Raw genomic sequence first — 22,545 nt, forward strand, 5'->3', positions numbered from 1 at the left:
GCGCCGCCGCACGCCGGAGCGTGACACGATCCAAAGTGGTTACCCGTCACCCCATGGCCGAGCACCGCCCCTGCACCGCACGCGGCGAGACCCCGCTGCAACGCGCCGACCGGAACTTCGTCGAGCTGCTCCAGGAGCTCCGGGTCACCCAGACGGGCGTACAGATCCTGTTCGCGTTCCTGTTGTCGCTCGCGTTCACCTCGCGCTTCACGTCTCTCGACACGGCCCAGCGCGTCACCTACGTCATCACGCTGCTGCTGGCAGTCCTGGCCGCGGCACTGTTCACCGCGCCTGCCGCACTGCACCGCTCGCTCTTCCAGCAGGGCGCCAAGCCGCGCATCGTGCAGGTCTCCTCACGACTGGCCACCACCGGCCTGATCGTGCTGGTCTTCGCGTTCAGCGGTTCCGTGCTGCTGGTGGTGGATGTGACGACCAGTCGGACCGGCGGCATCGCCGCGGGCGCGGCGACGTTCCTGGTCTGCGTCGGCCTGTGGGGGCTGCTCCCCCGGCTGGTGCGGCGGGCGGGGCTGCGCGACGAGACGCACGGCAGCTCCGGGCGACCGGAAGCCACCGTAGAGGAGCCGGCTCCCCAGGACACCGTCCGGATCCCCGCACCCCCGCGCGGCACCATCAGGCAGCCCTCAGGGGTTCGAGAAGGAGCAGCACGCCGAGAAGCGTCAGCGCGGCGCCGGTGACCCCCTCGACGGCCCGCGCGGCACGTGGCTCCCGCAGCCACCGGCCGAGCCGGTCCACCAGCAGCGCCACGGCCGGGAACCACAGCAGGGCGAGGACCACAACGATCAGCGCCAGCAGCAGCGTCCGGGGCAGCGCGGGACTGCCCGCGGGCACGAACTGCGGCAGCAGGCTGAGGAAGGTGATCGGCGCTTTCGGGTTCAGGGCGTTCGTGACGAAGCCCTGCCGCAAGGGACGCGCGGCGGACGAGACGGTCCCGGTGGCTTCGGCCGCCACGGCACGGGGCCGGCGCGACGACCACAGCGTCCGCACTCCCAGGTACAGGAGATAGCCGCCGCCCAGCAACTGGAGCGCGCGGAACAGCGCGGGCACGGCGGCCAGGACCGCGGCGACCCCCGCCACGGCCAGCACGGTGTGCAGAAGCAGCCCGCCCGCGATGCCGAGCGCGCAGGCGATGCCGGCCCTGCGGGAGACCAGGGCGTTGCGCACGACGACGGTGAAGTCGGCGCCCGGCATGGCGACCATGCCCGCCGCCACCCCGGTGAAGGCCATGAGTTGTGCGTCCATACGGCCACCCTGCCGGGCGGGAGCCTTCAGCAGGTATGTCGAATATCCTGGGTAGCCCTTAAGCATCGCTTTGGTCTGCGGAGGTCAGCGGCATGTACGACCCGACCCGGCTCGCGGCGCTGGTCGCCGTCGCGGAGGCCGGGTCCATCACCCGGGCCGCCGAGCGCCTCGGCTACACCCCGCCCGCGCTCTCCCAGCAACTGGCCAAGTTGGAGCGGGAGGCGGGCTCGGCGCTGCTGGTCCGGCATCACCGCGGGGCGAGGCTGACGGGCGCGGGCGAACTGCTGGTGGCACGGGCTCGGCGCGTGCTCGACGAGTTGGAGCTGGCCCGCCACGAACTGGCCCGGCTGGCCGGTCTGTCGGGGGGTGTCCTGCGGCTCGGGACGTTCCAGACGGCGGGTATCCATCTGCTGCCGCCGGTGCTCAGCGCGTTCCGCCGGGCTCACCCGGATGTGGAGCTGTCCGTCGCCGACCACGAACCGCCGACCGGTGTCACGGCCGTGGCCGCCGGTGAGATCGACCTGGCCCTGACGCACACGTACGAGCCCGCCGACACCCCGGCGCTCCCCGCCTCCGTCCGCGTGGAGCCGGTCCTGGTCGAGGAACTGGTGCTGGTGACCGCCCCGGGGCATGCCCTCGCCGACGGCACGTCCAGGCTCTCCTTGACGGAACTGGCGGGTCAGCCCCTGATCAGCATGGCGCCGGACCATCCGTCCCGGCAGGGGGTGGAGGCGGCACTGGCCGGGGCCGGGGCCAGCCCGTCGGTCCTGGTGGCGACGCCCGGGTATGCGCTGGTGTGCGCGCTGGTCAGCGCGGGACTCGGGGTGGGAGTCGTACCGGAGATGGTGGCGCGGACCTCGGTCACGCCGGTCGGGGTGCGCCCGCTCGGGGCGGGCGAGCTGCGCCGTACGATCTCGGTCGCCTACCGGGGCGACGAGGCGGCGCCGGCCGTGGAGGCCTTCAGGGCCTTGCTGCGCGGGGCGTTCGGCCGCGCGCGGCACACGTCAGAGACGCGGTGAGCTCACGGCTCCTGCTTTCCCGCCGTCGGCACGGGCTGGGCCGGGACGGTCCACGGGAGTTCGATCGAGATGGTCTTGCCGCCCTCACGAGTGGGGCGGATCCTGAGCCTGCCGCCGCATTCCGCGGTCAGCCAGCGGATGATGACGAGGCCGCGGCCGTTGTCCTGCTGGACGGCGGCAGGGAGGCGTCTGGGGAAGCGTGGGTGGCTGTCCGTGACGCCGATGCGCAGTCGTTCGTCGCGGTCGAGTGCGACGTCCACCGTGAACGTGGGTGACTGCCCGAAGGTGTGTTGGACGGCGTTGGTGGCGAGTTCGGAGATGATGAGCCGGATGGTGTCGGACACTTCCGTGTCCGCCGGCAGGCCCCACTCCGCCAGCGTGCCCACCACGTAGGAGCGCGCTGCGGAGACCGAGGCGGGATCGCTCGGCAGAGTGACGGATGCTTCCAAATGGTCTGCCATGGCGAGGTCGTCCCTTTCCCGCGGGACCGCAGTCCGACACGGAGCGGAAGGTTCGAGTACGGTCCCGGACTGGTGCTTCGTCGCCAGAGTGCCACCAGAACACCCCTGAAGGGCGGCGATCCACCAAGATATGCATATATCTGTCGCTCAAAGCGGTGAACTCTACGACGCGAGACCGTATTTGGGTGGCTCGGAAGGAGTAAGGAGTAGCCCATGCAGCACGGTCCCGCGGTGCGCCGCCGGAAACTGGGCGCCGAACTTCGCGCGCTGCGCACCTCGGCGGGGCTCACCAGTGGTGAGGCGGCCCGGCTGGTGGGCTGGCACCAGTCGAAGGTCAGCCGTATCGAGACGGGCACGAGCGGGGTGAAACCGGCCGATGTTCGGTTACTTCTCGACGCGTACGCCGTGGCGGAAACGCAACTGCGCGAACTGCTCATGGTGTTGGCGGGGTCCGACGACAGCGGCGGCCGGCACCACTGGTGGCACGCCTACCGCGGGGTGCTGCCGCCGACCTACCGGGACTTCATCAGCCTGGAGTCCCAGGCCGGCGCGATGCGCACGCTGGAGACCACCGTCGTCCCGGGGCTGCTCCAGACGCCCGAGTACGCCCGCGCGGTGACGAAGGCCGCGGTGGAGGGCCTGCCGGAGGACCGGCTCGACACGCTGGTCGAGGTGCGCCTGGCCCGGCAGGACGTGCTGCGCGCGGATCCGCCGCTGGAGCTGAGCGCCGTCCTGGACGAGGCGGTGCTGCGGCGGGAGGTGGGCGGGCCCGGAGTCATGGCCCGGCAGCTGGAACGCCTGGTCGAGGCGGCGCGGCTGCCCCATGTGCGGCTCCAAGTGCTGCCGTTCGCCGCCGGGGCGCACATCGGCGTCACCGGCCCTTTCGTTATCTTCTCATTTTCGAGCACATCTGATCTGGATGTGGTTGTTCTCGACCACTTGACGAGTAGCCTCTACCTCGAACGGAAAGAAGACCTCCAGGCCTACACGGAGGCCTTCAACGCCCTTCAGATCCACGCCCTTTCGCCCGAGGACTCGTTGGATTTCATCGCCGGGACAGCCGCCGGCGCGTAAGGAGGCACCATGCGTGCACTGCCTCGTCACGTCACCTCAAGCATCGAACTGCACGGTGTGCGGTGGTTGCGCAGCAGCTACAGCACCGGCGCGAACAACTGCGTCGAGACCGCGTGCCCGGACGCCCCGCCCTGGGCGGGGCTGCTCGCCGTGCGCGACTCCAAGGACCCGGCCGGGCCCGCGCTGCTCTTCTCTCCGAGGAGCTGGGCGGAGTTCACTGCCTCCGTCGACCGCATCTGAGCCGAATCCGAACCACTCCCGATCAGTCCGTGATCGAGCGGCGCACGACCGTGTCACGCCGACTCATGGCCGCGTCTCGCCGATCAGTCGTACAGCGCGTTCGATCTGTTCCCCGGTCAGGTCCGCGCGGGCGGTCAGCCTGAGCCGTGAGATGCCGTCGGGCACGGAAGGAGGACGGAAGCAGCCCACGGCCAGGCCCGCCGCGCGGCACTCGGCCGCCCAGCGCACGGCGTCCTCCGGGGAAGGCGCCCGCACCGAGACCACCGCGGCGTCCGGACGTACCGCTTCCAGGCCCAGGGCGGTCAGGCGTGCGTACAACTCGCCCGCCACCGCACGGGCCCGCGCCGCGCGCTCCGGCTCGCGGCGCAGCAGCCGCAGTGCCGACAGGGCCGCCCCCGCCGCCGCGGGGGCGAGACCCGTGTCGAAGATGAACGTCCGTGCCGCGTTGACCAGGTGGTCGATCACCCGGGCGGGACCGAGGACGGCTCCGCCCTGGCTGCCGAGCGATTTGGACAGCGTGACCGTCACGACCACGTCGTCGGCGCCCGCGAGCCCGGCCGCGTGCGGGGCGCCGCGGCCACCGTCGCCGAGGACGCCCAGGCCGTGGGCGTCGTCGAGCACCAGTCCTGCGCCGTGCTCCCGGCACGCCGCGGCGAGCGCGGCGAGCGGGGCCGCGTCGCCGTCGACCGAGAAGACCGTGTCGGACACGGTGATCGCCGTGCCCTCGTGCGTGTGCAGCGCCTTGCGCACGGCCTCCGGCTCGGCGTGTGCCACCACCTGTGTCGTGCCGCGGGCCAGCCGGCAGCCGTCGATGAGCGAGGCGTGGTTGCCCGCGTCGGAGACGATGAGGGAGCCGTGCGGGGCCAGCGCGGTGACCGCCGCGAGGTTGGCCGCGTAGCCGGAGGAGAAGACGAGGGCCGCCTCGGAACCGCAGAAATCGGCTAGTTCCTGTTCCAGTTCGGCGTGCAGTTCGGTGCTGCCGGTGACGAGCCGGGAGCCGGTCGAGCCACCGCCCCAGGCGCGCGCGGCACAGGCCGCGCCCTCGGTGACCTCGGGGTGGTGGGCCAGTCCCAGGTAGTCGTTGCTCGCCAGGTCGAGGAGAGGTGAAACGGCCGGACGGGGGCGCAGAGTCCGTACGAGTCCGGCACGGCGGCGCAGCCGCGCCTGCTCGTCGATCCAGCCGAACGCCATGGGTGGTCCTCCGGGGAAATTTGTAGGCAGCGCACAGACACTAGCGGGACCTCCAGCAGGTCAGTGTGTGGCAATACCCACACCTCGAAGCGACTCTGTTGTACGAACTCTCCTTGGCCGCGGGCGGCTCCGTACGACAGGATCGGCTCCCATGGACCTGCTGAACACGCTGGTGGACAAGGGGCTTCGGCGCGAGCTGCCGACCCGAGACGAGGCACTGGCCGTCCTCGCGACGTCCGACGACGACCTGCTCGATGTGGTGGCTGCGGCCGGGAAGGTGCGCCGGCACTGGTTCGGCCGACGGGTGAAACTCAACTATCTCGTCAACCTCAAGTCCGGCCTGTGTCCCGAGGACTGCTCCTACTGTTCGCAGCGGCTCGGTTCCCAGGCCGGGATCCTGAAGTACACGTGGCTCAAACCGGACCAGGCCTCCGACGCGGCGGCGGCCGGTGTGGCCGGGGGCGCCAAGCGGGTGTGCCTGGTGGCCAGCGGGCGCGGTCCGACCGACCGGGACGTGGACCGGGTCTCCGAGACGATCAGGACGATCAAGGAGAAGAACGAGGGCGTCGAGGTGTGCGCCTGCCTCGGGCTGCTCTCCGACGGACAGGCCGAGCGGCTGCGCGACGCGGGCGCCGACGCCTACAACCACAACCTCAACACGTCCGAGGCGACGTACGGGGAGATCACGACCACGCACACGTACGCCGACCGCGTGGACACCGTCGAGAAGGCCCACGCGGCAGGGCTGTCCGCCTGCTCCGGGCTGATCGCCGGTATGGGCGAGTCCGACGAGGACCTAGTCGACGTCGTCTTCTCGCTGCGTGACCTGGACCCGGACTCGGTTCCGGTCAACTTCCTGATCCCGGTCGAGGGCACCCCGCTCGCCAAGGAATGGAACCTCACCCCGCAGCGCTGCCTGAGGATCCTGGCCATGGTGCGCTTCGTGTGCCCGGACGTCGAGGTGCGCCTCGCGGGCGGGCGCGAGGTCCATCTGCGCACGATGCAGCCGCTCGCCCTGCACCTGGCCAACTCGATCTTCCTCGGCGACTACCTCACCACCGAGGGCCAGGCGGGCAAGGCCGACCTGGAGATGATCGCGGACGCCGGGTTCGAGGTGGAGGGCACCGACCAGGTGACGCTGCCGGAGCACCGCGCGACCGGAGGCTGTCACGACGGCGGCGGAGTGTGCGGTTCCGCTGTCGCTCCGGAGGCCGCCGAGCCTCGTACAGCCCCCGACCCCCGTGCCGCCGAGGAGCCCCGTACCGACCTGGTCGCCGTCCGCCGCCGGGGCGCCGGAACGGACCTCGCGCCCAATGCCTGAGCTGACGGTGGCCGAGCTGCTGGAATTCGACCGGCGGCATGTGTGGCATCCGTACGGCCCGATGCCCGGCCGGCAGGAACCGCTCGTCGTGGAGTCGGCGAGCGGGGTGCGGCTGCGGCTCGCCGACGGCTCGGGAGAGCTGGTCGACGGCATGGCGTCCTGGTGGTCGGCGATCCACGGCTACAACCATCCGGTGCTCAACGAGGCGGCGCGCGGGCAACTGGAGCGGATGAGCCACGTGATGTTCGGCGGGCTCACCCACGAGCCCGCCGTACGGCTGGCGAAGCTCCTTGTCGACATGTCGCCCGACGGGCTGGAGCATGTGTTCCTCGCCGACTCCGGCTCCGTGTCGGTCGAGGTCGCGGTCAAGATGTGCCTCCAGTACTGGCGCTCGCTGGGCCGCCCCCGCAAGCAGCGGCTGCTGACCTGGCGCGGCGGCTACCACGGCGACACCTGGCAGCCGATGTCGGTGTGCGATCCCGAGGGCGGGATGCACGAGCTGTGGACCGGGGTGCTGCCGCGTCAGGTGTTCGTCGATCCGCCCCCGGCCGAGTACGAGGAGTCGTACGCCGAGCAGTTGCGCGCGTCGATCGAGCGGCATGCCGACGAGCTGGCCGCGGTGGTCGTGGAGCCGGTGGTGCAGGGCGCGGGCGGGATGCGGTTCCACTCCCCCGCCTATCTGCGGGTGCTGCGCGAGGCGTGCGACGCGCACGACGTGCTGCTGGTGTTCGACGAGATCGCGACCGGCTTCGGCCGTACGGGCGCGCTGTTCGCGGCGGAGCACGCGGCCGTGACGCCGGACGTGATGTGCGTGGGCAAGGCGCTGACCGGCGGTTACCTGACCATGGCGGCGACGCTGTGCACCCCGCGGGTGGCCGACGGCATCTCGCGGGGCGAGGTGCCGGTGCTCGCGCACGGCCCGACCTTCATGGGCAATCCGCTGGCGGCGGCGGTGGCCTGTGCCTCGATCGAGCTGCTGCTCGGCCAGGAGTGGCGCACGGAGGTCAAGCGGATCGAGACGGGGCTGCGGGACGGGCTCGCGGCGGCCTCGGAGCTTCCGGGCGTCGAGGACGTGCGGGTGCTCGGCGCCATCGGGGTCGTGCAGCTGGATCACGCGGTGGACATGAAGGCTGCCACGGAGGCGGCCGTACGCGAGGGCGTGTGGCTGCGGCCGTTCCGCGATCTGATCTACACCATGCCGCCGTACGTGACCGGCGACGCGGATGTGGCGCGCATCGCGCGGGCGGTGTGCGCGGCGGCGCGGGAGGGATGACATGTCGGTACTGGTGATCACGGGCACGGGCACGGAGGTCGGCAAGACGGTCGTGACCGCCGCGGTGGCGGCGACGGCGCTGGCGGCCGGCCGTTCGGTGGCCGTGCTGAAGGCCGCGCAGACGGGCGTACGGCCGGACGAGCCGGGGGACGCCGCGGATGTGGCGCGGCTCGCGGGTGCCGTGACGACGGCGGAACTCGCCCGTTTTCCCGAGCCGTTGGCGCCCGCCACGGCCGCCCGCCGGGCCGGTCGCGCCCCCGTGCACCCGCACGAGGTCGCGGAGGCCGCCGCCAAGCTGGCCACCGAGCACGACCTGGTGCTGGTCGAGGGCGCGGGCGGACTGCTCGTACGGTTCGACCCGGCCGGCGGCACCCTGGCGGACGCGGCCCGGCTGCTGTCGGCGCCGGTGCTGGTCGTGGCGTCGGCGGGGCTCGGCACCCTGAACACGACGGAACTGACGGCGCGTGAGCTGCGTTCCCGGCAGCTGGACCTGGCGGGGATCGTGATCGGGAGCTGGCCCGCCGCGCCGGACCTCGCCTCGCGCTGCAATCTCGCGGACCTGCCGGACGTGGCCGGAGCGCCGCTGCTGGGCTCCGTTCCCGCCGGGTCGGGGGCCCTGTCCCCCGCCGCCTTCCGGGCGGCCGCGCCGCACTGGCTGGCGCCGTGCCTGGACGGTATGTGGGACGCGGATGCCTTCCAGGTGCGGGAGGCGCCCCCGGCGTTCTGAGAGTTTCGGCGGGCGCGCGGTGAAACCGGCCCGGACGTGATCGCGTGTTGGACTACGTACGTGATCACGTCCGAAGGGAACATCGTGCACGCCACACACCCACGCCCGTCCCGCCGCACGGCCCTCGCGCTGGGCGCCGCCGCCGCTCTCTCGCTGGGCGGCGGCACGGCCCACGCCTTACCCGGTACAGGCGGCGTCACCGCACGGCTGAGGGAACTGGAGCGGGAGCACACCGCCCGGCTGGGCGTGTACGCCCGCAATCTGCGCACGGGCCGGACGGTGGCGTACCGGGCCGACGAACGCTTCCCGATGGCCTCGGTGTTCAAGACGCTCGCCGCCGCGGCCGTCCTGCGCGATCTCGACCGCGATGGCGAGTTCCTGGCCCGGCGCATCCGCTACACCCAGGACTACGTCACGAAGTCGGGGTACTCCCCCGTCACCCAGGAGAACCTCACGACCGGCATGACCGTCGGCGAACTGTGCGACGCGACCATCCGCTTCAGCGACAACGCCGCGGGCAACCTGCTGCTGAAGGAGTTGGGCGGACCGACCGCCGTCACGCGCTTCGCCCGCTCGATCGGTGACGGTGTCACCCGGCTCGACCGGTGGGAGCCGGAGCTCAACAGCGCGGAGCCGTGGCGCGTGACCGACACGACGTCTCCCCGCGCGATCGGCCTGTCCTACGCCCGTCTGGTGCTCGGCGACGCGCTGGCGCCCCGGGACCGGGCACGGCTCACGGACTGGCTGCTGCGCAACACCACCAGTACCGAGAAGTTCCGCAAGGGCCTTCCGCCGGAATGGCTTCTCGCCGACAAGACCGGCCAGCCGGAGTACGGCGGCGCCCACGACGTGGGCATCACCTGGCCGCCGGACGGCATGCCGATCGTGCTGTCCGTTCTGACGACCCAGCCCGAGCAGGACGCCCCGGCCGACAACGCGCTGGTGGCCAAGACGGCCGCGCTGCTGGCCGCGAAGCTCGCCTAGCGTGGTCGTCAACGGCAGGCCGTCGTGGGACGCCTGGCTCGTCGGGGGCGGCCTCGGTGCCGCCGGTCTGTCGGCCCTGTACTCCGCCGTGCCCAACGGTGTCGGGCGTCTCGGGAGCCTCCTGGAGACGTTCCTGCCGTGGCTGGGCGTGGCCGTGCCTCTCCTCGGCTGCCTCGCCGCGCTCAGGCGGTCGGTGGCGGGGCTGCTCGCCTGCCTGGTGCCCGCGGCGGTCTGGCTCTGGATGTTCGGCGGGCTGTGGCTCTCCTCGCGGCCGGAGTCGTACGACCTGACCGTCGTCCAGCACAACGTGGCCGACGACAACGCCGACCCGGCGGGCACCGCGCGGGCGCTGCTCGCCACCCGCGCGAGTCTGGTGGCCGTGCAGGAGCTGACGCCCGCGCGGCGGCCCGTGTTCGCGGATGTCCTGGGCACTTCCCATCCGCACCGGGCTGTCCACGGCACGATCGGGCTCTGGTCGGCCTGGCCCCTGTCGGACGTGCGGCCCGTGGACATCCGGCCCGAGGGCTTCCCGGAGAGCTGGCGGCGGGCTCTGCGGGCCACGGTGGCCGCGCCCGGCGGGGAGGTCGCGGTGTACGTGGTCCACCTGCCGTCCGTCCGGCTGGGTCCGACGGGGTTCGCCTCGGCGGCCCGTGACGAGAGCGCGGCTCTGCTGGGGGCCCGGATCGCCGACGACCCGGCCGGCCGGCTCCTGGTCGTGGGCGACCTCAACGGCACCGTGCAGGACCGCGGGCTCGGTCCGCTCACCTCCCGGCTCGACGCTCCGGCCTCGGGGTTCGCGTTCAGCTGGCCGGCCGCCCTGCCGGTGGCGAGGATCGACCAGGTGCTGGGGCGGGGCGTCGAAGTGACCGAGGTGTCGGCACTGGACGCGACGGGGAGTGACCATCGGCCGGTACTGGGCCGCGTACTCCTGCGGTAGGCGGCAGGGGTGCGCCGGGCTCGTCCGAGGGACAATCGCGGTAAGGCCCGCCTCGTCAGGGAGGTCTCCATGCCGCTCCGGTCCGCCCGCTCCGGCAAGGTGCCACGGGATGCCGTGCACCATCCCCTGTTCGCCCGTTGCTACGCCCGGATCAGTGTCACCGCCGAAACCCGGATGGGCATGGGCAGAGTCCGCGAGAGGCTGCTCGGCGGGCTGTCCGGGCGGGTGATCGAGATCGGCGCGGGCAACGGACTGAACTTCGCGCACTACCCGGGCACCGTCTCGGAGGTCGTGGCCATCGAGCCGGAGCGTCGCCTGCGGCAGCTGGCCGTGGAGGCCGCCCTGCGCGCGGAGGTACCCGTGGACGTGGTGCCGGGCGCGGCCGAGGCGCTGCCGGTCAAGAGCGAGGGCTTCGACGCGGCCGTGGTGTCGCTGGTGCTCTGCAGTGTGCGGGACGTGCCCCGGGCGCTCGGGGAGCTGCGGCGGGTGCTGCGGCCGGGCGGTGAGGTGCGGTTCTTCGAGCACGGCCGGGGCGGCGGCCGGGTGATGACCTTCAGCCAGCGCGCGCTGGACCGGACGGTGTGGCCGGTGGTGAGCGGGGGCTGCCACCTGGCGCGAGAGCCGGTGCGGGCGCTGCGGGACGCCGGGTTCGAACTCGGCCCGTACCGGCAGGTGCTGATGCCGGAGGAGGGGCCGACGCTGCCCACCTCGTACTGCGTGCTGGGCACCGCGTGGCGTCCGGTCAGTACGTAGTCACCGGGTCACAGGCTCCACTGGCGCAGCTCCTGCTCGATGTCCCGCACGGACGCCTCGCCGCTCTTGACCAGCCGGGCGAGGTCGCGTACCTGCTCGGGTGAGGTGACGACCTTGGCGCCGCTGGCGACGAGGTACGCGTAGGCGACGGCTGAGGCGAACAGGGCGTTGGAGCGCTCCAGCGCGGGGACGTGGATCAGAAGCTGGAGCAGCGCGGCGGCGCGGGCGTGCGGGCTGTCGTAGACGGGGACGTCGAATATGGCGGCCTGGTGGCGGGCGACGGCGGCGACGAGGGCTCCCCAGTCGGTGACCTGGGGGTCTCCGGGGGTCTTCTGCTCGGCGAGCATCAGCAGCCAGGCGAGGTCGATCTCGAGGTTGTTCAAGGGTTCAGTGGCGACCTTCGCGCGTGCCCTCACGGTCTGCGCCGAACTCCTCGGCGAAGACGGACTCGTACTGCTTCATGAAGTCGGCGGCGGCCTCCACGAACGTGTGGCCCGCCTCGCCGGTGTCCTGTCTGACCAGCTCCTCGATGTAGCGGTTGACGCTCATGCCGCGGGCCAGGGCCCGTTCGCGGGCGGCTCGGGCGGTGCCCTCGTCGACTCGCACGTTCAGCTGGGTCTTCGCCATACCATGAAGCTAGCGCGGAGGTGCTAGCACCGGCAAGGGCGGACTCCGACCCGAGGAGGATATCGAGTGTGGGCCGCGTCACATTACCCTCGGCAAGGTGACGAAATCCGACGTCCACCCCGAGGAGGCGGCCTTGTCCACACCTGCTGCGGAGCGCGCCCCCGGCCTCGCGTCGGCCGACGGGACCGTGGCCCGGGCCCGCGGTCTGACCAAGGCGTACGGATCGGGCGAGACGACCGTGCTCGCGCTCGACTCGGTGGACGTCGACATCGTCCGCGGCCGGTTCACCGCGGTGATGGGGCCGTCGGGATCCGGGAAGTCCACGCTGATGCACTGCCTGGCGGGGCTCGACACCGTCTCGGCCGGCCAGGTGTGGCTCGGCGAGACGGAGATCACGGGCCTTAAGGAGCGCGAGCTGACGCGGCTGCGCCGCGACCGGATCGGGTTCATGTTCCAGTCGTTCAACCTCATCCCGACCCTGAACGCGCTGGAGAACATCACCCTGCCCATGGACATCGCCGGCAAGAAGCCCGACGAGAAGTGGCTGGACCAGGTGATCGACACCCTCGGGCTGCGGGACCGGCTCCGGCACCGGCCGTCGCAGCTTTCCGGCGGCCAGCAGCAGCGGGTGGCCTGTGCGCGGGCGCTGGCCTCCCGGCCCGAGCTGATCTTCGCGGACGAGCCGACCGGCAATCTCGACTCGCGTGCCGGCCTGGAGGTGCTCGGCTTCCTGCGCGAGGCGGTGGACCAGCTCGGGCAGACCGTCGTCATGGTCACCCACGACCCGGGCGCCGCCGCCCACTCCGACCTGGTGCTCTTCCTCGGGGACGGCCGGATCGTCGACGAGATGCGGCGTCCGACGGCGGAGACCGTGCTGGAGCGCATGAAGCGTTTCGACGTGATCCGGACCCGTTTCGACGACGCCCCGGCGGCGTCCGAGGAGAACTGATCCCGTGCTCAAGGCGACCCTGAGGAGCTTCCTGGCGCACAAGGGGCGGCTGCTGCTCTCGGCGCTCGCCGTCCTGCTGTCCGTCGCGTTCGTCACGGGCAGCCTGATCTTCTCGGACACCGTCAGCCGTACGTTCGACCGGCTGTTCGCCTCCACCGCGGCCGATGTCACCGTCAGCCCGAAGGAGGACCTCGACGAGGCCGTGCCCTCCGGCCGGACGGCCACCCTGCCGGCCGCGCTCGCCGAACGCGTGCGGCGGGTCGACGGGGTCGCGGCGGCCCGCGCCGAGGTGGACGTGGACGGCCTCACCGTCGTCGACGAGGAGAACGAGCCGGTCGGCCCGACCACCGGGGCTCCCACCCTCGGCACCGCCTGGAACCCGACCGAGCGCAGCCCCGTGGAACTGACCTCCGGACACGCCCCACGCGGCGACGGGCAGGCGCTGCTCGACTCGGAGACCGCCGACCGCAAGGACGTGCGCATCGGCGACACCCTCACCGTGGTCGCGCCGCCCGGGTCGTTCGAGGTCCGGGTCGTCGGCATCGCCACGTTCACCACCACCAACCCGGGCGCCGCACTGGTCTTCCTCGACACCCCCACCGCGCAGACGAAGCTGCTCGGCAGCCCGCGGGCCGCCACCAGCATCTCGGTCGCCGCCGCCGACGGCGTCAGCGACGAGCAGCTCAAGCAGCGCGTGGCCGCCGCGCTCGACGCGCACACCTACGACTTCAGAACCGCCGACGAACAGGCCGAGTCGGACGTCGAGCAGCTGGGCGGATTCCTCGACGTCATCAAGTACGTCATGGTCGGCTTCGCCGGGATCGCCGTGCTGGTGGGCGTGTTCCTGATCGTCAACACCTTCTCCATGCTCATCGCCCAGCGCACCCGCGAGCTGGGGCTGCTGCGCGCGCTCGGCGCCGACCGCCGCCAGGTCCGCCGCTCGGTGCTCACCGAGGCCCTCCTGCTCGGTCTGGTCGGCTCCACCCTGGGACTCGCCGCCGGCGTCGGGCTCGCGGCCGGGCTCATCGAGCTGATGGGCCTGCTCGGCATGAACATCGCCGTCGGCGAGATGGTCATCGGCTGGGTGACGCCCGTGACGGCGTACGTCGTCGGTCTCGGCGTCACCTTCGTCGCCGCGTACCTCCCGGCGCGGCGGGCCGCCGGTGTCTCGCCGATGGCCGCGCTCTCGGACGCCGAGGTCGCCGGGGTGGGCCGGCCGCTGCGGGTGCGTGCGGTGGCGGGCGCGGTCGTCGGGGCGGCCGGTGCGGCGGCGCTCGTGGGGTGCGTGGTGTCGGAGCGGACGTCGTCGGCGGCGTCCCTGCTGGGGCTCGGTGTCGTGCTCACCCTGATCGCGACCGTGATCGCCGGGCCGCTGCTGGTGCGCCCGGTGATCCGCGTGCTCGGTGCGGCCTTCCCCGCGCTGTTCGGGTCGATCGGCCGGATGAGCCAGCGCAACGCCCTGCGCAATCCCCGCCGTACCGGAGCCACCGCGGCCGCCCTCATGGTGGGCCTCGCCCTGGTCGGCGGGATGTCGGTGGCGAGCGCCTCCATGACCCGGTCGTTCGACCAGCAGATCGACAAGACGCTGGGCGCCGACTTCGTGATCCAGAACACCAACTTCCTGCCGTTCCCGAAGGAGGTCACCGACGAGGTGCGCGGCACCGAGGGCGCGGGCCTCGTCGTGCGCGGGCGGTTCACGCCCGTCGCGGTGCGGCTCCCGGACGGCGACCGCGTGGAGACGACCGCCGCGGGCTACGATCCGCGGCTCGACGAGGTCGCCAACATCACGTACGTGCAAGGGGACTCGGCGGCCGCCCTCGCCGACGGGCGCCTCGCCATGGACCGGGACTTCGCGCGCGACCACGACGTACGGGTGGGCAGCACGGTCCCGGTGGAGTTCCCGGGCGGGCGCAGGGCCGGGCTGACGGTCGGCGCCCTCACCGACCAGGACTCCGCCGAGGGGTTCGGCACGCAGGGCGGGCTCTACTTCGGTCTCGCCACCCTGGAGCGGTACGCGCCGGGCGGGCAGGACTCCGCGCTGTACGTCAACGCCGCCACCGGCACGAGCGACGACGACCTGCGCGCGCACCTGGAGCGGACCCTGGACCCCTATCCCCAGGTGCAGGTTCGGGACCTGGCCGACTACAAGCAACTGGTGCACGACCAGATCGCCGTCCTGCTGTACCTCGTGTACGCGCTGCTGGGGCTGGCGATCATCATCGCGGTGCTCGGCGTGGTCAACACCCTCGCGTTGTCGGTCGTCGAGCGCACCAGGGAGATCGGGCTGCTGCGGGCGATCGGGCTGGCGCGGCGGCAGCTGCGGCGGATGATCCGGCTGGAGTCGGTGGTGATCGCGGTGTTCGGGGCCGTCCTGGGGCTTGCGCTGGGGCTGGTGTGGGGCGTGTGCACCCACGAGGTGCTGGCCCTCCAGGGCATGACGGCCCTCGCGATCCCGTGGTTCACGATCGTCGCGGTGGTGATCGGCTCGGCGGTGGTGGGGGTCGTGGCGGCGCTGCTTCCGGCGTTGCGTGCATCCCGCATGAACGTACTGGCGGCCATCGCGCACGAGTGATGGAATCGCGGCGGGTAATCAAGTCGCTCCCGTGTGAGGAGAGTTCATGTCGCGTCCGTTCCGCTTCGGGGTCAACCTGCTCGAACCCGCGTCCGCCGAGGAGTGGCGCGCCAAGTGCCGCCGGGCCGAGGAACTCGGGTACGACGTGATCCTCGTTCCCGACCATCTGGGCATGCCGGCGCCCTTCCCTGCGCGGTGGCGGCGGCCGAGGCCACCGAGCGCCCGAGGCTCGGCACGTTCACGCTCAACGCGGGCTTCTGGAACCCGACACTGCTCGCCCGCGAGGTGGCCACGACGGACGCGCTGACGGGCGGCCGTCTGGAGCTCGGGCTCGGCACCGGCTACGTACGGGCGGAGCACGAGACGGCCAGGCTGCCGTTCGGCTCGCCGGGTGAGCGGGTGGACCATCTGCGGCGCACGGTCGAGGAGTTGAAGCGGCTGCTGGGCTCGGACGAGCACCAGCCGCAGACGGCGCAGCGGCCCCGGGTGCCGCTGCTGATCGGCGGAAACGGCGACCGGATGCTGCGGCTGAGCGCCGAGCACGCCGACATCGCGGCGTTCACCGGGGCGCGTACGGTGCCGGGCAGCACCACCGGTCAGCTGTCGCCGATCACCGCGGACGAGCTCGATGAACGCGTGGCGCGGTATCTGAAGTTCACGGAGGACCACCGCGAGGAGCCGCCCGAGCTGAACCTGCTCCTCCAGATGGTGATCGGCACCGAGGACCGCGAGGCCGCGGTTCAGCCGTTCCTCGAATACTTCCCCGACTTGACGGTGGACCAGGTCCTGGAGCTCCCCGTCTCTCTGGTGGGCACCCTGGACGAGCTCACGGAGCAGGTGCTGGCCCGGCGCGAGCGCTACGGCTTCACGTATCTGACCGTCCTGGAGCCCTACATGGAGGCGTTCGCGCCGGTCATGGAGCGGGTGCGCGGGGCCTGACGTCCGCATGCTGAAATCATGCGCTGGGCGGGACCGTGCGTGATGTGATCACCGCATGAACGAGCTGCGTATCCGGGCCGCGACGCCCGAGGACCTCGACACCGTGCTGGCCTTCTGGAAGGTGGCCGCCGAGGGCACGAGCATCAGCGACGACCGCGGTGGCGTGGAGCGGCTGGTCGCGCGTGACCCCGAGGCCTTGATCCTGGCGGAGCGGGACGGCGAGCTGGCCGGCACGGTGATCGCGGGGTTCGACGGCTGGCGCTGCCACCTCTACCGGCTGGCCGTGCATCCGGACCAACGCCGCCAGGGCATCGGCTCCGCGCTGCTCGCCGCGGCCGAGGAGCGGTTCGTACGGCTCGGCGGGCGGCGCGCGGACGCGATGGTGCTCACGCGCAACGAGACCGCGCACCACGCGTGGGGAGCCGCCGGGTACGCCCCCGAGGAGCAGTGGCGACGCTGGGTGAAGCCCCTCATCGACTGAGGACCCCTGCCACGAGCCGGTGGGCGTAGGCGGCGTCGAGTCCGTCCGGGCGGAACAGGATGCGGTACATCATGGGCGCGACGACCTGGTCGACGACCGTCTCGAGACCGGGTGCCGGCTCCCCCCGCTCGGACGCACGGCGGAGGATGACGTCGATCTGCTCGGCGGCGTAGGCGGAGCACTGGCCGGCGTTGCCGCCGTCCGGGTCGCCGAGGAGGGCGTCGCGGATGTAGGCGCGGGCGGCGGGCGAGGACATCTCGTCGAGGAACTGCTCGGCCCAGGCCGTCAGGTCGGACGCCAGGGTGCCGAGGTCATCGGGTTCGGTCTCGGGCCGCAGCCGCTCGACCGCCACGTCCGACAGCAGCACCTGCAGGTCTCCCCAGCGGCGGTAGATCGTGGACGGCGTCACACCCGCGCGCTGGGCGACCATCGGCACGGTCAGGGCGTCCCGGCCGAACTCCGAAGCGAGTTCGCGCACGGCCGTGTGCACCGCCGCCTGGACCCGCGCACTGCGCCCGCCGGGGCGCACCATCTGCCTGCTCACGGAATCCACCTTAAAGCGAACCCATTGCTTCTAGCACAGCGCTGCTCGGGTAGCGGGCCCGGGATCGTGTGCGGGCCGGGTCTGTTCGCTGGCGTGCCCGACCCACAGCAGCAGGCTCTCCCCGAGCGGCGGCCCGAGGAGTTGCATGCCGATCGGCAGGCCCGCCGTGTCGTGGCCGACCGGGACGGAAAGGGAGGGCAGGCCGGTGATGTTGGCAGGGGCCGAGAGCCGCACATAGGCGTCGGAGACGGCCTCGACGGTGCCGTCGGCCCAGGTGACCGTCTCCTGACCGGCCGGGACGGCGGTCATCGGCACGCTGGGGGCGGCGATCAGGTCGACCTCCCGCAGCAGCTGCGTCCATTCCTGCCGCATGAGGGTGCGCGAGCGCTGGGCACGCAGGTAGTCCCCGGCGGACATCAGTTCACCGGCTTCCAGGAGGATCCGGACGTCGGCCTGGTAGAGCTCGGGGACCGCGCGCAGGCTGTTCTCGTGGTAGGCGGTGGCCTCGGGCACCATCAGGCCCCACTGGGTGGCCTGGATGTAGCCGGGTCATGGGGATCTCGACGTCGACGAGGCGGGCACCGAGCGCCTGGAGCCGGCCGATCGCGCTGCGAACGGCGGCTTCCACCTCCGGGTCGACGTGGTCGAAGTAGTAGGTGCGCGGCACACCGATCCGCAGTCCGGTCAGATCCGTGTCCGGGCCCGGCCGGTAGTGAGCCGGGGGTGCGGTCAGGGACGCGGGGTCGCGGGGGTCGTGGCCGGCCAGGGCCGCGAGGACCAGGGCCGCGTCCTCGGCGGTGCGGGTGATGGGGCCGACGTGGTCCAGCGACCAGGACAGGGACGTGACGCCGTGGCGCGGGACGAGGCCGTAGGTCGGCTTGAGGCCGACGACCCCGTTCAGCGCGGCGGGCACCCGGATGGATCCGCCGGTGTCGGTGCCCAGGGCGAACGTGGCGGTGCCGGCGGCGACGGCGACGGCCGATCCACCGCTGGAGCCGCCCGCGACCCGGCCGGAGTCCCAGGCGTTGTGGGTCTGCGGGGTGGTCAGCCCGTAGGCGAACTCGTGCGTGTGGGTCTTGCCGACCAGGACCGCTCCGGCCGCCGACAGGCGTGCGGCGACGGTGCTGTCGGTCTGCGCGCGGTGGTCGGACCGCACGCGGGAACTGGCCGACGTGGTCGTACCGGCGACATCGATCAGGTCCTTCAGGCCCATCGGGATGCCGTGCAGCGGACCGCGGTGGCGGCCGGCCGCGATGTCGTTGTCGGCTCGGCGCGCGGCCCGGCGCGCACCCTCGGCATCGACGGTGACGTAGGCCCGGAGGTGCGGCTCCACCTGCTCGATGCGCTCCAGTACGGAGTCGGCCAGCTCGACGGGGGACAGCCGACGTGCCCCGATCGCGTCGGCGGCGGCAGCGAGCGTCAGTTCATGCGGCTGCATCGTGCGTCTCCCTCACGGCCGCGACGCGGTAGGCCGGGGCGGGCGGGGTGTCCCCGAAGTCCAGCTCCCTCAGGACCGCCACGACGGAGTGGATGTGGTCTGCGGTGGCCGCGACCGCCGCGTGACGGTCGGCGGGCAGCACGAGCCCGGCGCGGTGGGCCCAGCGGGCGGCTTCGGGTGGCATGAGTGCGAGGTGGGACATGAGGGCTCCTATAAAAGCTAATCATTTGCGTTAGTGGAGTCTAGGACCTATCGTCTCCTTAACGCAAACGGATTGCGTTAAGCGAACGAGGAGGACCCATGACCACACCCGCTTCCTGGGCCGTGGGCGGCATCACCGTCCACCGCATCGACGAAGTCCCCCTGCCACCCGCCATCGGAGCGTGGCTCCTGCCCGACGCCACCCCTGACGTCGTCGCCGCGCAGGAGTGGCTGCGCCCCCACTTCGCCGACGACGTGGGTGTCCTGCGCGCCGACAGCCACAGCTTCGCGTTCACCGTCGGCGGACTGCGCGTCCTGGTGGACACCGGCATCGGCAACGGCAAGAAGCGGGCCGATCCCGCCTGGCACAACCTCGACACCGACTACCTTCAGCACCTCACCACCGCCGGATTCCCCCCGGACTCCGTCGACCTGGTGATCCTCACCCACCTGCACGCCGACCACGTCGGCTGGAACACCCGGGAGGCGAACGGCGCGTGGGTCCCCACCTTCCCGAACGCCCGCTACCTGACCTCCCGCACCGAGCGGGAGTTCTGGGCCGGGTACGACATGGACGAGGCGCGCCGGCAGATGTTCCGCGACTCAGTGATCCCGGTGGAGGAGGCGGGGCTGCTCGACCTCCTCGACGTCCCCGCCGAGGGTCTCGAAGTCGTCCCGGGACTGCGCCTGATCCCGACCCCCGGGCACACCCCCGGCCATGTCGCCGTCGAACTGACCAGCCGCGGACGGACGGCACTGATCACCGGCGACTGCGTCCACCACCCCGTCCAGCTCGCCCACCCCGGTATCGGCGCCTGCGTCGACATCGACCCCGGACGGTCGGAGGCCTCGCGCCGCGAGCTGCTCGGCGCGCTCGTCGGCACGGACACTCTCCTCCTGGGCACCCACTTCGCACCGCCCACCGCCGGACGCGTCATCGCACACGAGGGCGCGTACCGGCTGGCCCCCGTGTCCGCCGACTCCCCCTGAGCACCCCCCACCGCAGGACTTTGCCCATCCTTTACCCTTGGATGGCCACTCGGTTCTGCATGAAAGGTTGTGAGCGTCCGCCCATGGGCGAGCCTCCCAGTACGCGACACCGCGCGTTCCGCCCCGTCCTGGAGAACCATGGAACGGGGGTGAACCGATGACCGAAGTGCTCCTCCTTCTGGCGGCGATCCTGCTCTCGCTCGCCTGCGGCGCCTTCGTGGCGGCCGAGTTCTCCCTCACCACGGTCGAGCGCGCCGAGCTGGAACAGGCGGTGGCGCGCGGCGAGCGGGGCGCGCAGGGCGCGCTGAAGGCTGTACGGAACCTGACGTTCCAGCTCTCCGGGGCGCAACTCGGCATCACCGTCACGAACCTGGTCGTCGGCATGCTCGCCGAGCCGTCGATCGCCGCGCTGATCGCCGGACCGCTGGAGGACGTCGGTGTCTCCCGGTCGGCCTCGCACAGCCTGGCGCTGGTGCTGGGCACGGCTCTGTCGACGGTGTTCCTGATGGTCGTCGGCGAGCTGGTGCCCAAGAACTGGGCGATCTCGTCGCCGCTGGCGGTCGCCAAGACCGTGGGCAACGCCCAGCGCTGGTTCAGCGCCGCGTTCCGGCCCTTCATCAGGCACCTCAACAACACGGCGAACCGTGTCGTGCGCCGGATCGGTGTGGAGCCCGCCGAGGAGCTGGCGTCGGCGCGCGGGCCTCAGGAGCTGGCGGCGCTCGCCCGGCACTCCGCCAAGGAAGGCGTCCTGGAGGCCGACACCGCCGAGCTGTTCGTACGGACGCTGAACCTCGCCGACCTGACCGCGGAGAACGTGATGACACCCCGGGTGCAGGTCGTCGCCCTGGATGTGCAGGCGACCCTGGAGGACGTGGCGAACGCGACCCGGGCGACCGGCCTGTCCCGGTTCCCCGTCTACCGCGGCACCCTCGACTCGGTCGTCGGGACGGCTCACGTCAAGGACGTACTGGCGGTACCGGCGGAGCGCCGGACCCGGATCTTCGTCTCCGAGCTGATGCGCGAGCCCCTGCTGGTCCCGGAGACGCTCACCGTCGACCGGCTCCTGGACCGGCTCTCCGGCAAGCGCACGATGGCCGTCGTGATCGACGAGTACGGCGGCACGGCGGGCGTGGCCACCCTGGAGGACATCGTCGAGGAGGTCGTCGGCGAGGTGCGCGACGAGCACGACCCGCACGAGCTGCCCGACCTCGCGCCGGCCGGCACGGACGAGGCCGGCCGCCCCCTGTACTCGGCCGACGGCTCCGCGCGCGTGGACCACCTCGAACGCGTCGGGCTGCGCGCCCCGGAGGGACCGTACGAGACGCTCGCCGGGCTGGTGGCCACGGTGCTCGGCCGGATACCGGCCGTGGGTGACACCCTCGAGGTCGCCGGCTGGCGGATGGAGGTCCTTGACGCCGCGGGACGCCGGGCCGCCCGCGTCCGGCTGCGAGCGCCCCTCGACGACGAGAAGCCCGACGAGAAGGGAGTGGAGCTGTGACCGCCGTCCAGCTGCTGATCGGTCTGGCGACGCTCGTCGTCAACGCCTTCTTCGTCGGCGCCGAGTTCGCGCTGATCTCGGTGCGCCGCAGCCAGATCGAGCCCTACGTCGACCGGGGCGACCGGCGCGCCAAGAGCGTGCTGTGGGGACTGGAGCACGTGTCCGCGCTGATGGCGGCCGCGCAGCTCGGCATCACGCTGTGCACGCTGGTGCTGGGTGTGGTGGCCGAGCCGGCGATCGCGCACCTGCTGGAGCCGGTGTTCCACGCCATGGGCGTGCCCGAGGGCGCGGGGCACGCGGTGTCCTTCGTGATCGCGCTGGCCCTGGCCACGTATCTGCACATGCTGCTCGGCGAGATGGTGCCGAAGAACATCGCCCTCGCCGAACCGGTGCGCAGCGCGTTGACGCTCGGCCCGCCCCTGGTGACGCTGTCCCGGGCGCTGCGCCCGGTGATCTTCACGGTGAACACCTTCGCCAACACCCTGCTGAAGCTGCTGCGCGTGGAGGCGCGGGAGGAGGTCGCCGCCTCCTACTCGGACGCCGAGATCGCGCAGATCGTGAAGGACTCCAGCGAGGCCGGCCTCATCGACGACCGCGCCCAGGAGCGGCTGCACGACGCGCTGGAACTGGGCCGCCGTCCGGTGCGCGACGTGGTGCTGCCGCTGGAACGCGTGGTGTACGCGCGCGTGGGCGTCACTCCGGACGAGCTGGAGCGGCTGTCGGCGGAGTCCGGGTTCTCCCGCTTCCCGGTGGTGGACGAGGGGCGGCGGATCGTCGGCTATCTGCATGTGAAGGACGCACTGGACGCCGCCGGACGTGACGTGCCGTTCCGGCTGCGGGACATGCGGCCCATCGCGCGCGTGCGGGAGCACACGCCGCTGGACGACGTCCTCACGGCGATGCGGGGCAGCCGTACGCACCTCGCGGCCGCCCTCGGGGCGGACGGCCGGCTGGCCGGACTCGTGACCATGGAGGACGTGCTGCGGGAGCTGTTCGGCCAGCGGGCATGAGGGACCGGTTGCCGATGCTCCCGGGTGGGTGACCGACTGCTGGGTATGTGCACGGG

The 22,545-nt window shown here is 72.1% G+C and carries 23 protein-coding genes and 2 pseudogenes; 17 read left to right on the plus strand and 8 right to left on the minus strand.

Annotated features, from left to right (window positions below; genetic code table 11):
* The first annotated feature begins 53 nt into the window (after positions 1-53).
* Positions 54-695, plus strand: a complete 642-nt coding sequence (locus tag ACZ6TU_RS26950) for a DUF6328 family protein (protein ID WP_467676208.1) — start codon at positions 54-56, stop codon at positions 693-695.
* Here ACZ6TU_RS26950 and ACZ6TU_RS26955 read toward each other — a convergent pair.
* A complete protein-coding gene (locus ACZ6TU_RS26955) occupies positions 631-1,260 on the minus strand; it encodes a LysE family translocator (RefSeq protein ID WP_469551653.1) in 630 nt (209 codons plus the stop codon). The two genes, ACZ6TU_RS26950 and ACZ6TU_RS26955, sit on opposite strands and share 65 nt — an antisense overlap.
* 92 nt (positions 1,261-1,352) lie before the next feature.
* Here ACZ6TU_RS26955 and ACZ6TU_RS26960 point away from each other — a divergent pair, with 92 nt between their 5' ends.
* Positions 1,353-2,279, plus strand: a complete 927-nt coding sequence (locus tag ACZ6TU_RS26960; RefSeq protein WP_467676212.1) for a LysR family transcriptional regulator — start codon at positions 1,353-1,355, stop codon at positions 2,277-2,279.
* Between the two features lie 2 nt (positions 2,280-2,281).
* Here ACZ6TU_RS26960 and ACZ6TU_RS26965 read toward each other — a convergent pair whose 3' ends face one another.
* The gene (locus ACZ6TU_RS26965) at positions 2,282-2,740 is read right to left on the minus strand and encodes an ATP-binding protein (RefSeq protein WP_469551657.1); all 459 of its coding nucleotides are present in this window, start codon (positions 2,738-2,740) and stop codon (positions 2,282-2,284) included.
* 213 nt (positions 2,741-2,953) lie between these two features.
* Here ACZ6TU_RS26965 and ACZ6TU_RS26970 point away from each other — a divergent pair, with 213 nt between their 5' ends.
* Together ACZ6TU_RS26970 and ACZ6TU_RS26975 are read left to right on the plus strand one after the other, a co-directional pair.
* Positions 2,954-3,814: a helix-turn-helix domain-containing protein gene (locus ACZ6TU_RS26970; protein WP_467676216.1), complete on the plus strand. Its 861-nt coding sequence runs from the start codon at positions 2,954-2,956 to the stop codon at positions 3,812-3,814.
* Between the two features lie 9 nt (positions 3,815-3,823).
* A complete protein-coding gene (locus ACZ6TU_RS26975) occupies positions 3,824-4,054 on the plus strand; it encodes a DUF397 domain-containing protein (RefSeq protein WP_467676218.1) in 231 nt (76 codons plus the stop codon).
* Between the two features lie 63 nt (positions 4,055-4,117).
* Here ACZ6TU_RS26975 and ACZ6TU_RS26980 read toward each other — a convergent pair whose 3' ends face one another.
* Complete coding sequence (locus tag ACZ6TU_RS26980; protein WP_467676220.1) at positions 4,118-5,245, minus strand: 8-amino-7-oxononanoate synthase; 1,128 nt, start codon at positions 5,243-5,245, stop codon at positions 4,118-4,120.
* A gap of 151 nt (positions 5,246-5,396) precedes the next feature.
* Here ACZ6TU_RS26980 and bioB point away from each other — a divergent pair, with 151 nt between their 5' ends.
* From bioB to ACZ6TU_RS27010, 6 genes are all read left to right on the plus strand, one after another.
* The gene (gene bioB / locus ACZ6TU_RS26985) at positions 5,397-6,566 is read left to right on the plus strand and encodes a biotin synthase BioB (RefSeq protein WP_469551663.1); all 1,170 of its coding nucleotides are present in this window, start codon (positions 5,397-5,399) and stop codon (positions 6,564-6,566) included.
* Positions 6,559-7,839 carry an adenosylmethionine--8-amino-7-oxononanoate transaminase gene (locus ACZ6TU_RS26990; protein ID WP_469551666.1) on the plus strand — a complete coding sequence of 427 codons (1,281 nt, stop codon included), beginning with the start codon at positions 6,559-6,561 and terminating at the stop codon, positions 7,837-7,839. Before bioB ends, ACZ6TU_RS26990 begins: the two co-directional genes overlap by 8 nt.
* A 1-nt stretch (position 7,840) precedes the next feature.
* Positions 7,841-8,566 carry a dethiobiotin synthase gene (gene bioD, locus ACZ6TU_RS26995; protein WP_467676225.1) on the plus strand — a complete coding sequence of 242 codons (726 nt, stop codon included), beginning with the start codon at positions 7,841-7,843 and terminating at the stop codon, positions 8,564-8,566.
* Positions 8,567-8,626: 60 nt separating this feature from the next.
* Complete coding sequence (gene bla / locus ACZ6TU_RS27000; RefSeq protein WP_469551669.1) at positions 8,627-9,550, plus strand: class A beta-lactamase; 924 nt, start codon at positions 8,627-8,629, stop codon at positions 9,548-9,550.
* 1 nt (position 9,551) lies between these two features.
* A complete protein-coding gene (locus ACZ6TU_RS27005; RefSeq protein ID WP_469551672.1) occupies positions 9,552-10,487 on the plus strand; it encodes an endonuclease/exonuclease/phosphatase family protein in 936 nt (311 codons plus the stop codon).
* A 69-nt stretch (positions 10,488-10,556) separates the two neighbouring features.
* A complete protein-coding gene (locus ACZ6TU_RS27010) occupies positions 10,557-11,240 on the plus strand; it encodes a class I SAM-dependent methyltransferase (RefSeq protein ID WP_467676231.1) in 684 nt (227 codons plus the stop codon).
* Between the two features lie 8 nt (positions 11,241-11,248).
* On the opposite strand, the gene ACZ6TU_RS27015 is transcribed toward ACZ6TU_RS27010, so the two are convergent.
* On the minus strand, positions 11,249-11,623 hold the full coding sequence (locus ACZ6TU_RS27015) for a hypothetical protein (RefSeq protein WP_010041116.1): 375 nt from the start codon (positions 11,621-11,623) through the stop codon (positions 11,249-11,251).
* Between the two features lie 4 nt (positions 11,624-11,627).
* Positions 11,628-11,867 carry a toxin-antitoxin system HicB family antitoxin gene (locus tag ACZ6TU_RS27020; protein WP_433037152.1) on the minus strand — a complete coding sequence of 80 codons (240 nt, stop codon included), beginning with the start codon at positions 11,865-11,867 and terminating at the stop codon, positions 11,628-11,630.
* A gap of 133 nt (positions 11,868-12,000) precedes the next feature.
* Between ACZ6TU_RS27020 and ACZ6TU_RS27025 the strand changes: the two genes are divergently transcribed.
* The 4 genes and pseudogenes from ACZ6TU_RS27025 to ACZ6TU_RS27040 all read left to right on the plus strand — a co-directional run bounded on the left by ACZ6TU_RS27025 (position 12,001) and on the right by ACZ6TU_RS27040 (position 16,808).
* Positions 12,001-12,816 (plus strand): ABC transporter ATP-binding protein, encoded by an 816-nt coding sequence (locus ACZ6TU_RS27025; RefSeq protein ID WP_467676684.1) that lies wholly within the window; start codon positions 12,001-12,003, stop codon positions 12,814-12,816.
* Positions 12,817-12,820: 4 nt separating this feature from the next.
* Positions 12,821-15,388 carry an ABC transporter permease gene (locus tag ACZ6TU_RS27030; RefSeq protein ID WP_467676233.1) on the plus strand — a complete coding sequence of 856 codons (2,568 nt, stop codon included), beginning with the start codon at positions 12,821-12,823 and terminating at the stop codon, positions 15,386-15,388.
* 46 nt (positions 15,389-15,434) lie between these two features.
* A pseudogene (locus ACZ6TU_RS27035) lies at positions 15,435-16,327 on the plus strand (LLM class F420-dependent oxidoreductase).
* 55 nt (positions 16,328-16,382) lie between these two features.
* Positions 16,383-16,808, plus strand: a complete 426-nt coding sequence (locus tag ACZ6TU_RS27040) for a GNAT family N-acetyltransferase (RefSeq protein ID WP_467676237.1) — start codon at positions 16,383-16,385, stop codon at positions 16,806-16,808.
* Here the strand turns inward: ACZ6TU_RS27040 and ACZ6TU_RS27045 are convergent.
* The 3 genes and pseudogenes from ACZ6TU_RS27045 to ACZ6TU_RS27055 form a co-directional block, all read right to left on the minus strand.
* Positions 16,798-17,340, minus strand: a complete 543-nt coding sequence (locus ACZ6TU_RS27045; RefSeq protein ID WP_467676686.1) for a TetR/AcrR family transcriptional regulator — start codon at positions 17,338-17,340, stop codon at positions 16,798-16,800. The two genes, ACZ6TU_RS27040 and ACZ6TU_RS27045, sit on opposite strands and share 11 nt — an antisense overlap.
* A 42-nt stretch (positions 17,341-17,382) precedes the next feature.
* Positions 17,383-18,790, minus strand: a pseudogene (locus ACZ6TU_RS27050) (amidase).
* The gene (locus ACZ6TU_RS27055) at positions 18,777-18,992 is read right to left on the minus strand and encodes a hypothetical protein (RefSeq protein WP_469551677.1); all 216 of its coding nucleotides are present in this window, start codon (positions 18,990-18,992) and stop codon (positions 18,777-18,779) included. Before ACZ6TU_RS27055 ends, ACZ6TU_RS27050 begins: the two are co-directional and overlap by 14 nt.
* A 98-nt stretch (positions 18,993-19,090) precedes the next feature.
* Here ACZ6TU_RS27055 and ACZ6TU_RS27060 point away from each other — a divergent pair, with 98 nt between their 5' ends.
* The 3 genes from ACZ6TU_RS27060 to ACZ6TU_RS27070 all read left to right on the plus strand — a co-directional run bounded on the left by ACZ6TU_RS27060 (position 19,091) and on the right by ACZ6TU_RS27070 (position 22,489).
* Positions 19,091-19,981: an MBL fold metallo-hydrolase gene (locus tag ACZ6TU_RS27060; RefSeq protein ID WP_469551680.1), complete on the plus strand. Its 891-nt coding sequence runs from the start codon at positions 19,091-19,093 to the stop codon at positions 19,979-19,981.
* A gap of 157 nt (positions 19,982-20,138) precedes the next feature.
* On the plus strand, positions 20,139-21,479 hold the full coding sequence (locus ACZ6TU_RS27065) for a hemolysin family protein (RefSeq protein WP_467676245.1): 1,341 nt from the start codon (positions 20,139-20,141) through the stop codon (positions 21,477-21,479).
* Positions 21,476-22,489: a hemolysin family protein gene (locus tag ACZ6TU_RS27070; protein ID WP_467676247.1), complete on the plus strand. Its 1,014-nt coding sequence runs from the start codon at positions 21,476-21,478 to the stop codon at positions 22,487-22,489. The genes ACZ6TU_RS27065 and ACZ6TU_RS27070 overlap by 4 nt, the downstream gene beginning before the upstream one ends.
* Positions 22,490-22,545: the final 56 nt, after the last annotated feature.

The sequence above is a fragment of the Streptomyces sp. NPDC052064 genome, assembly GCF_055585925.1.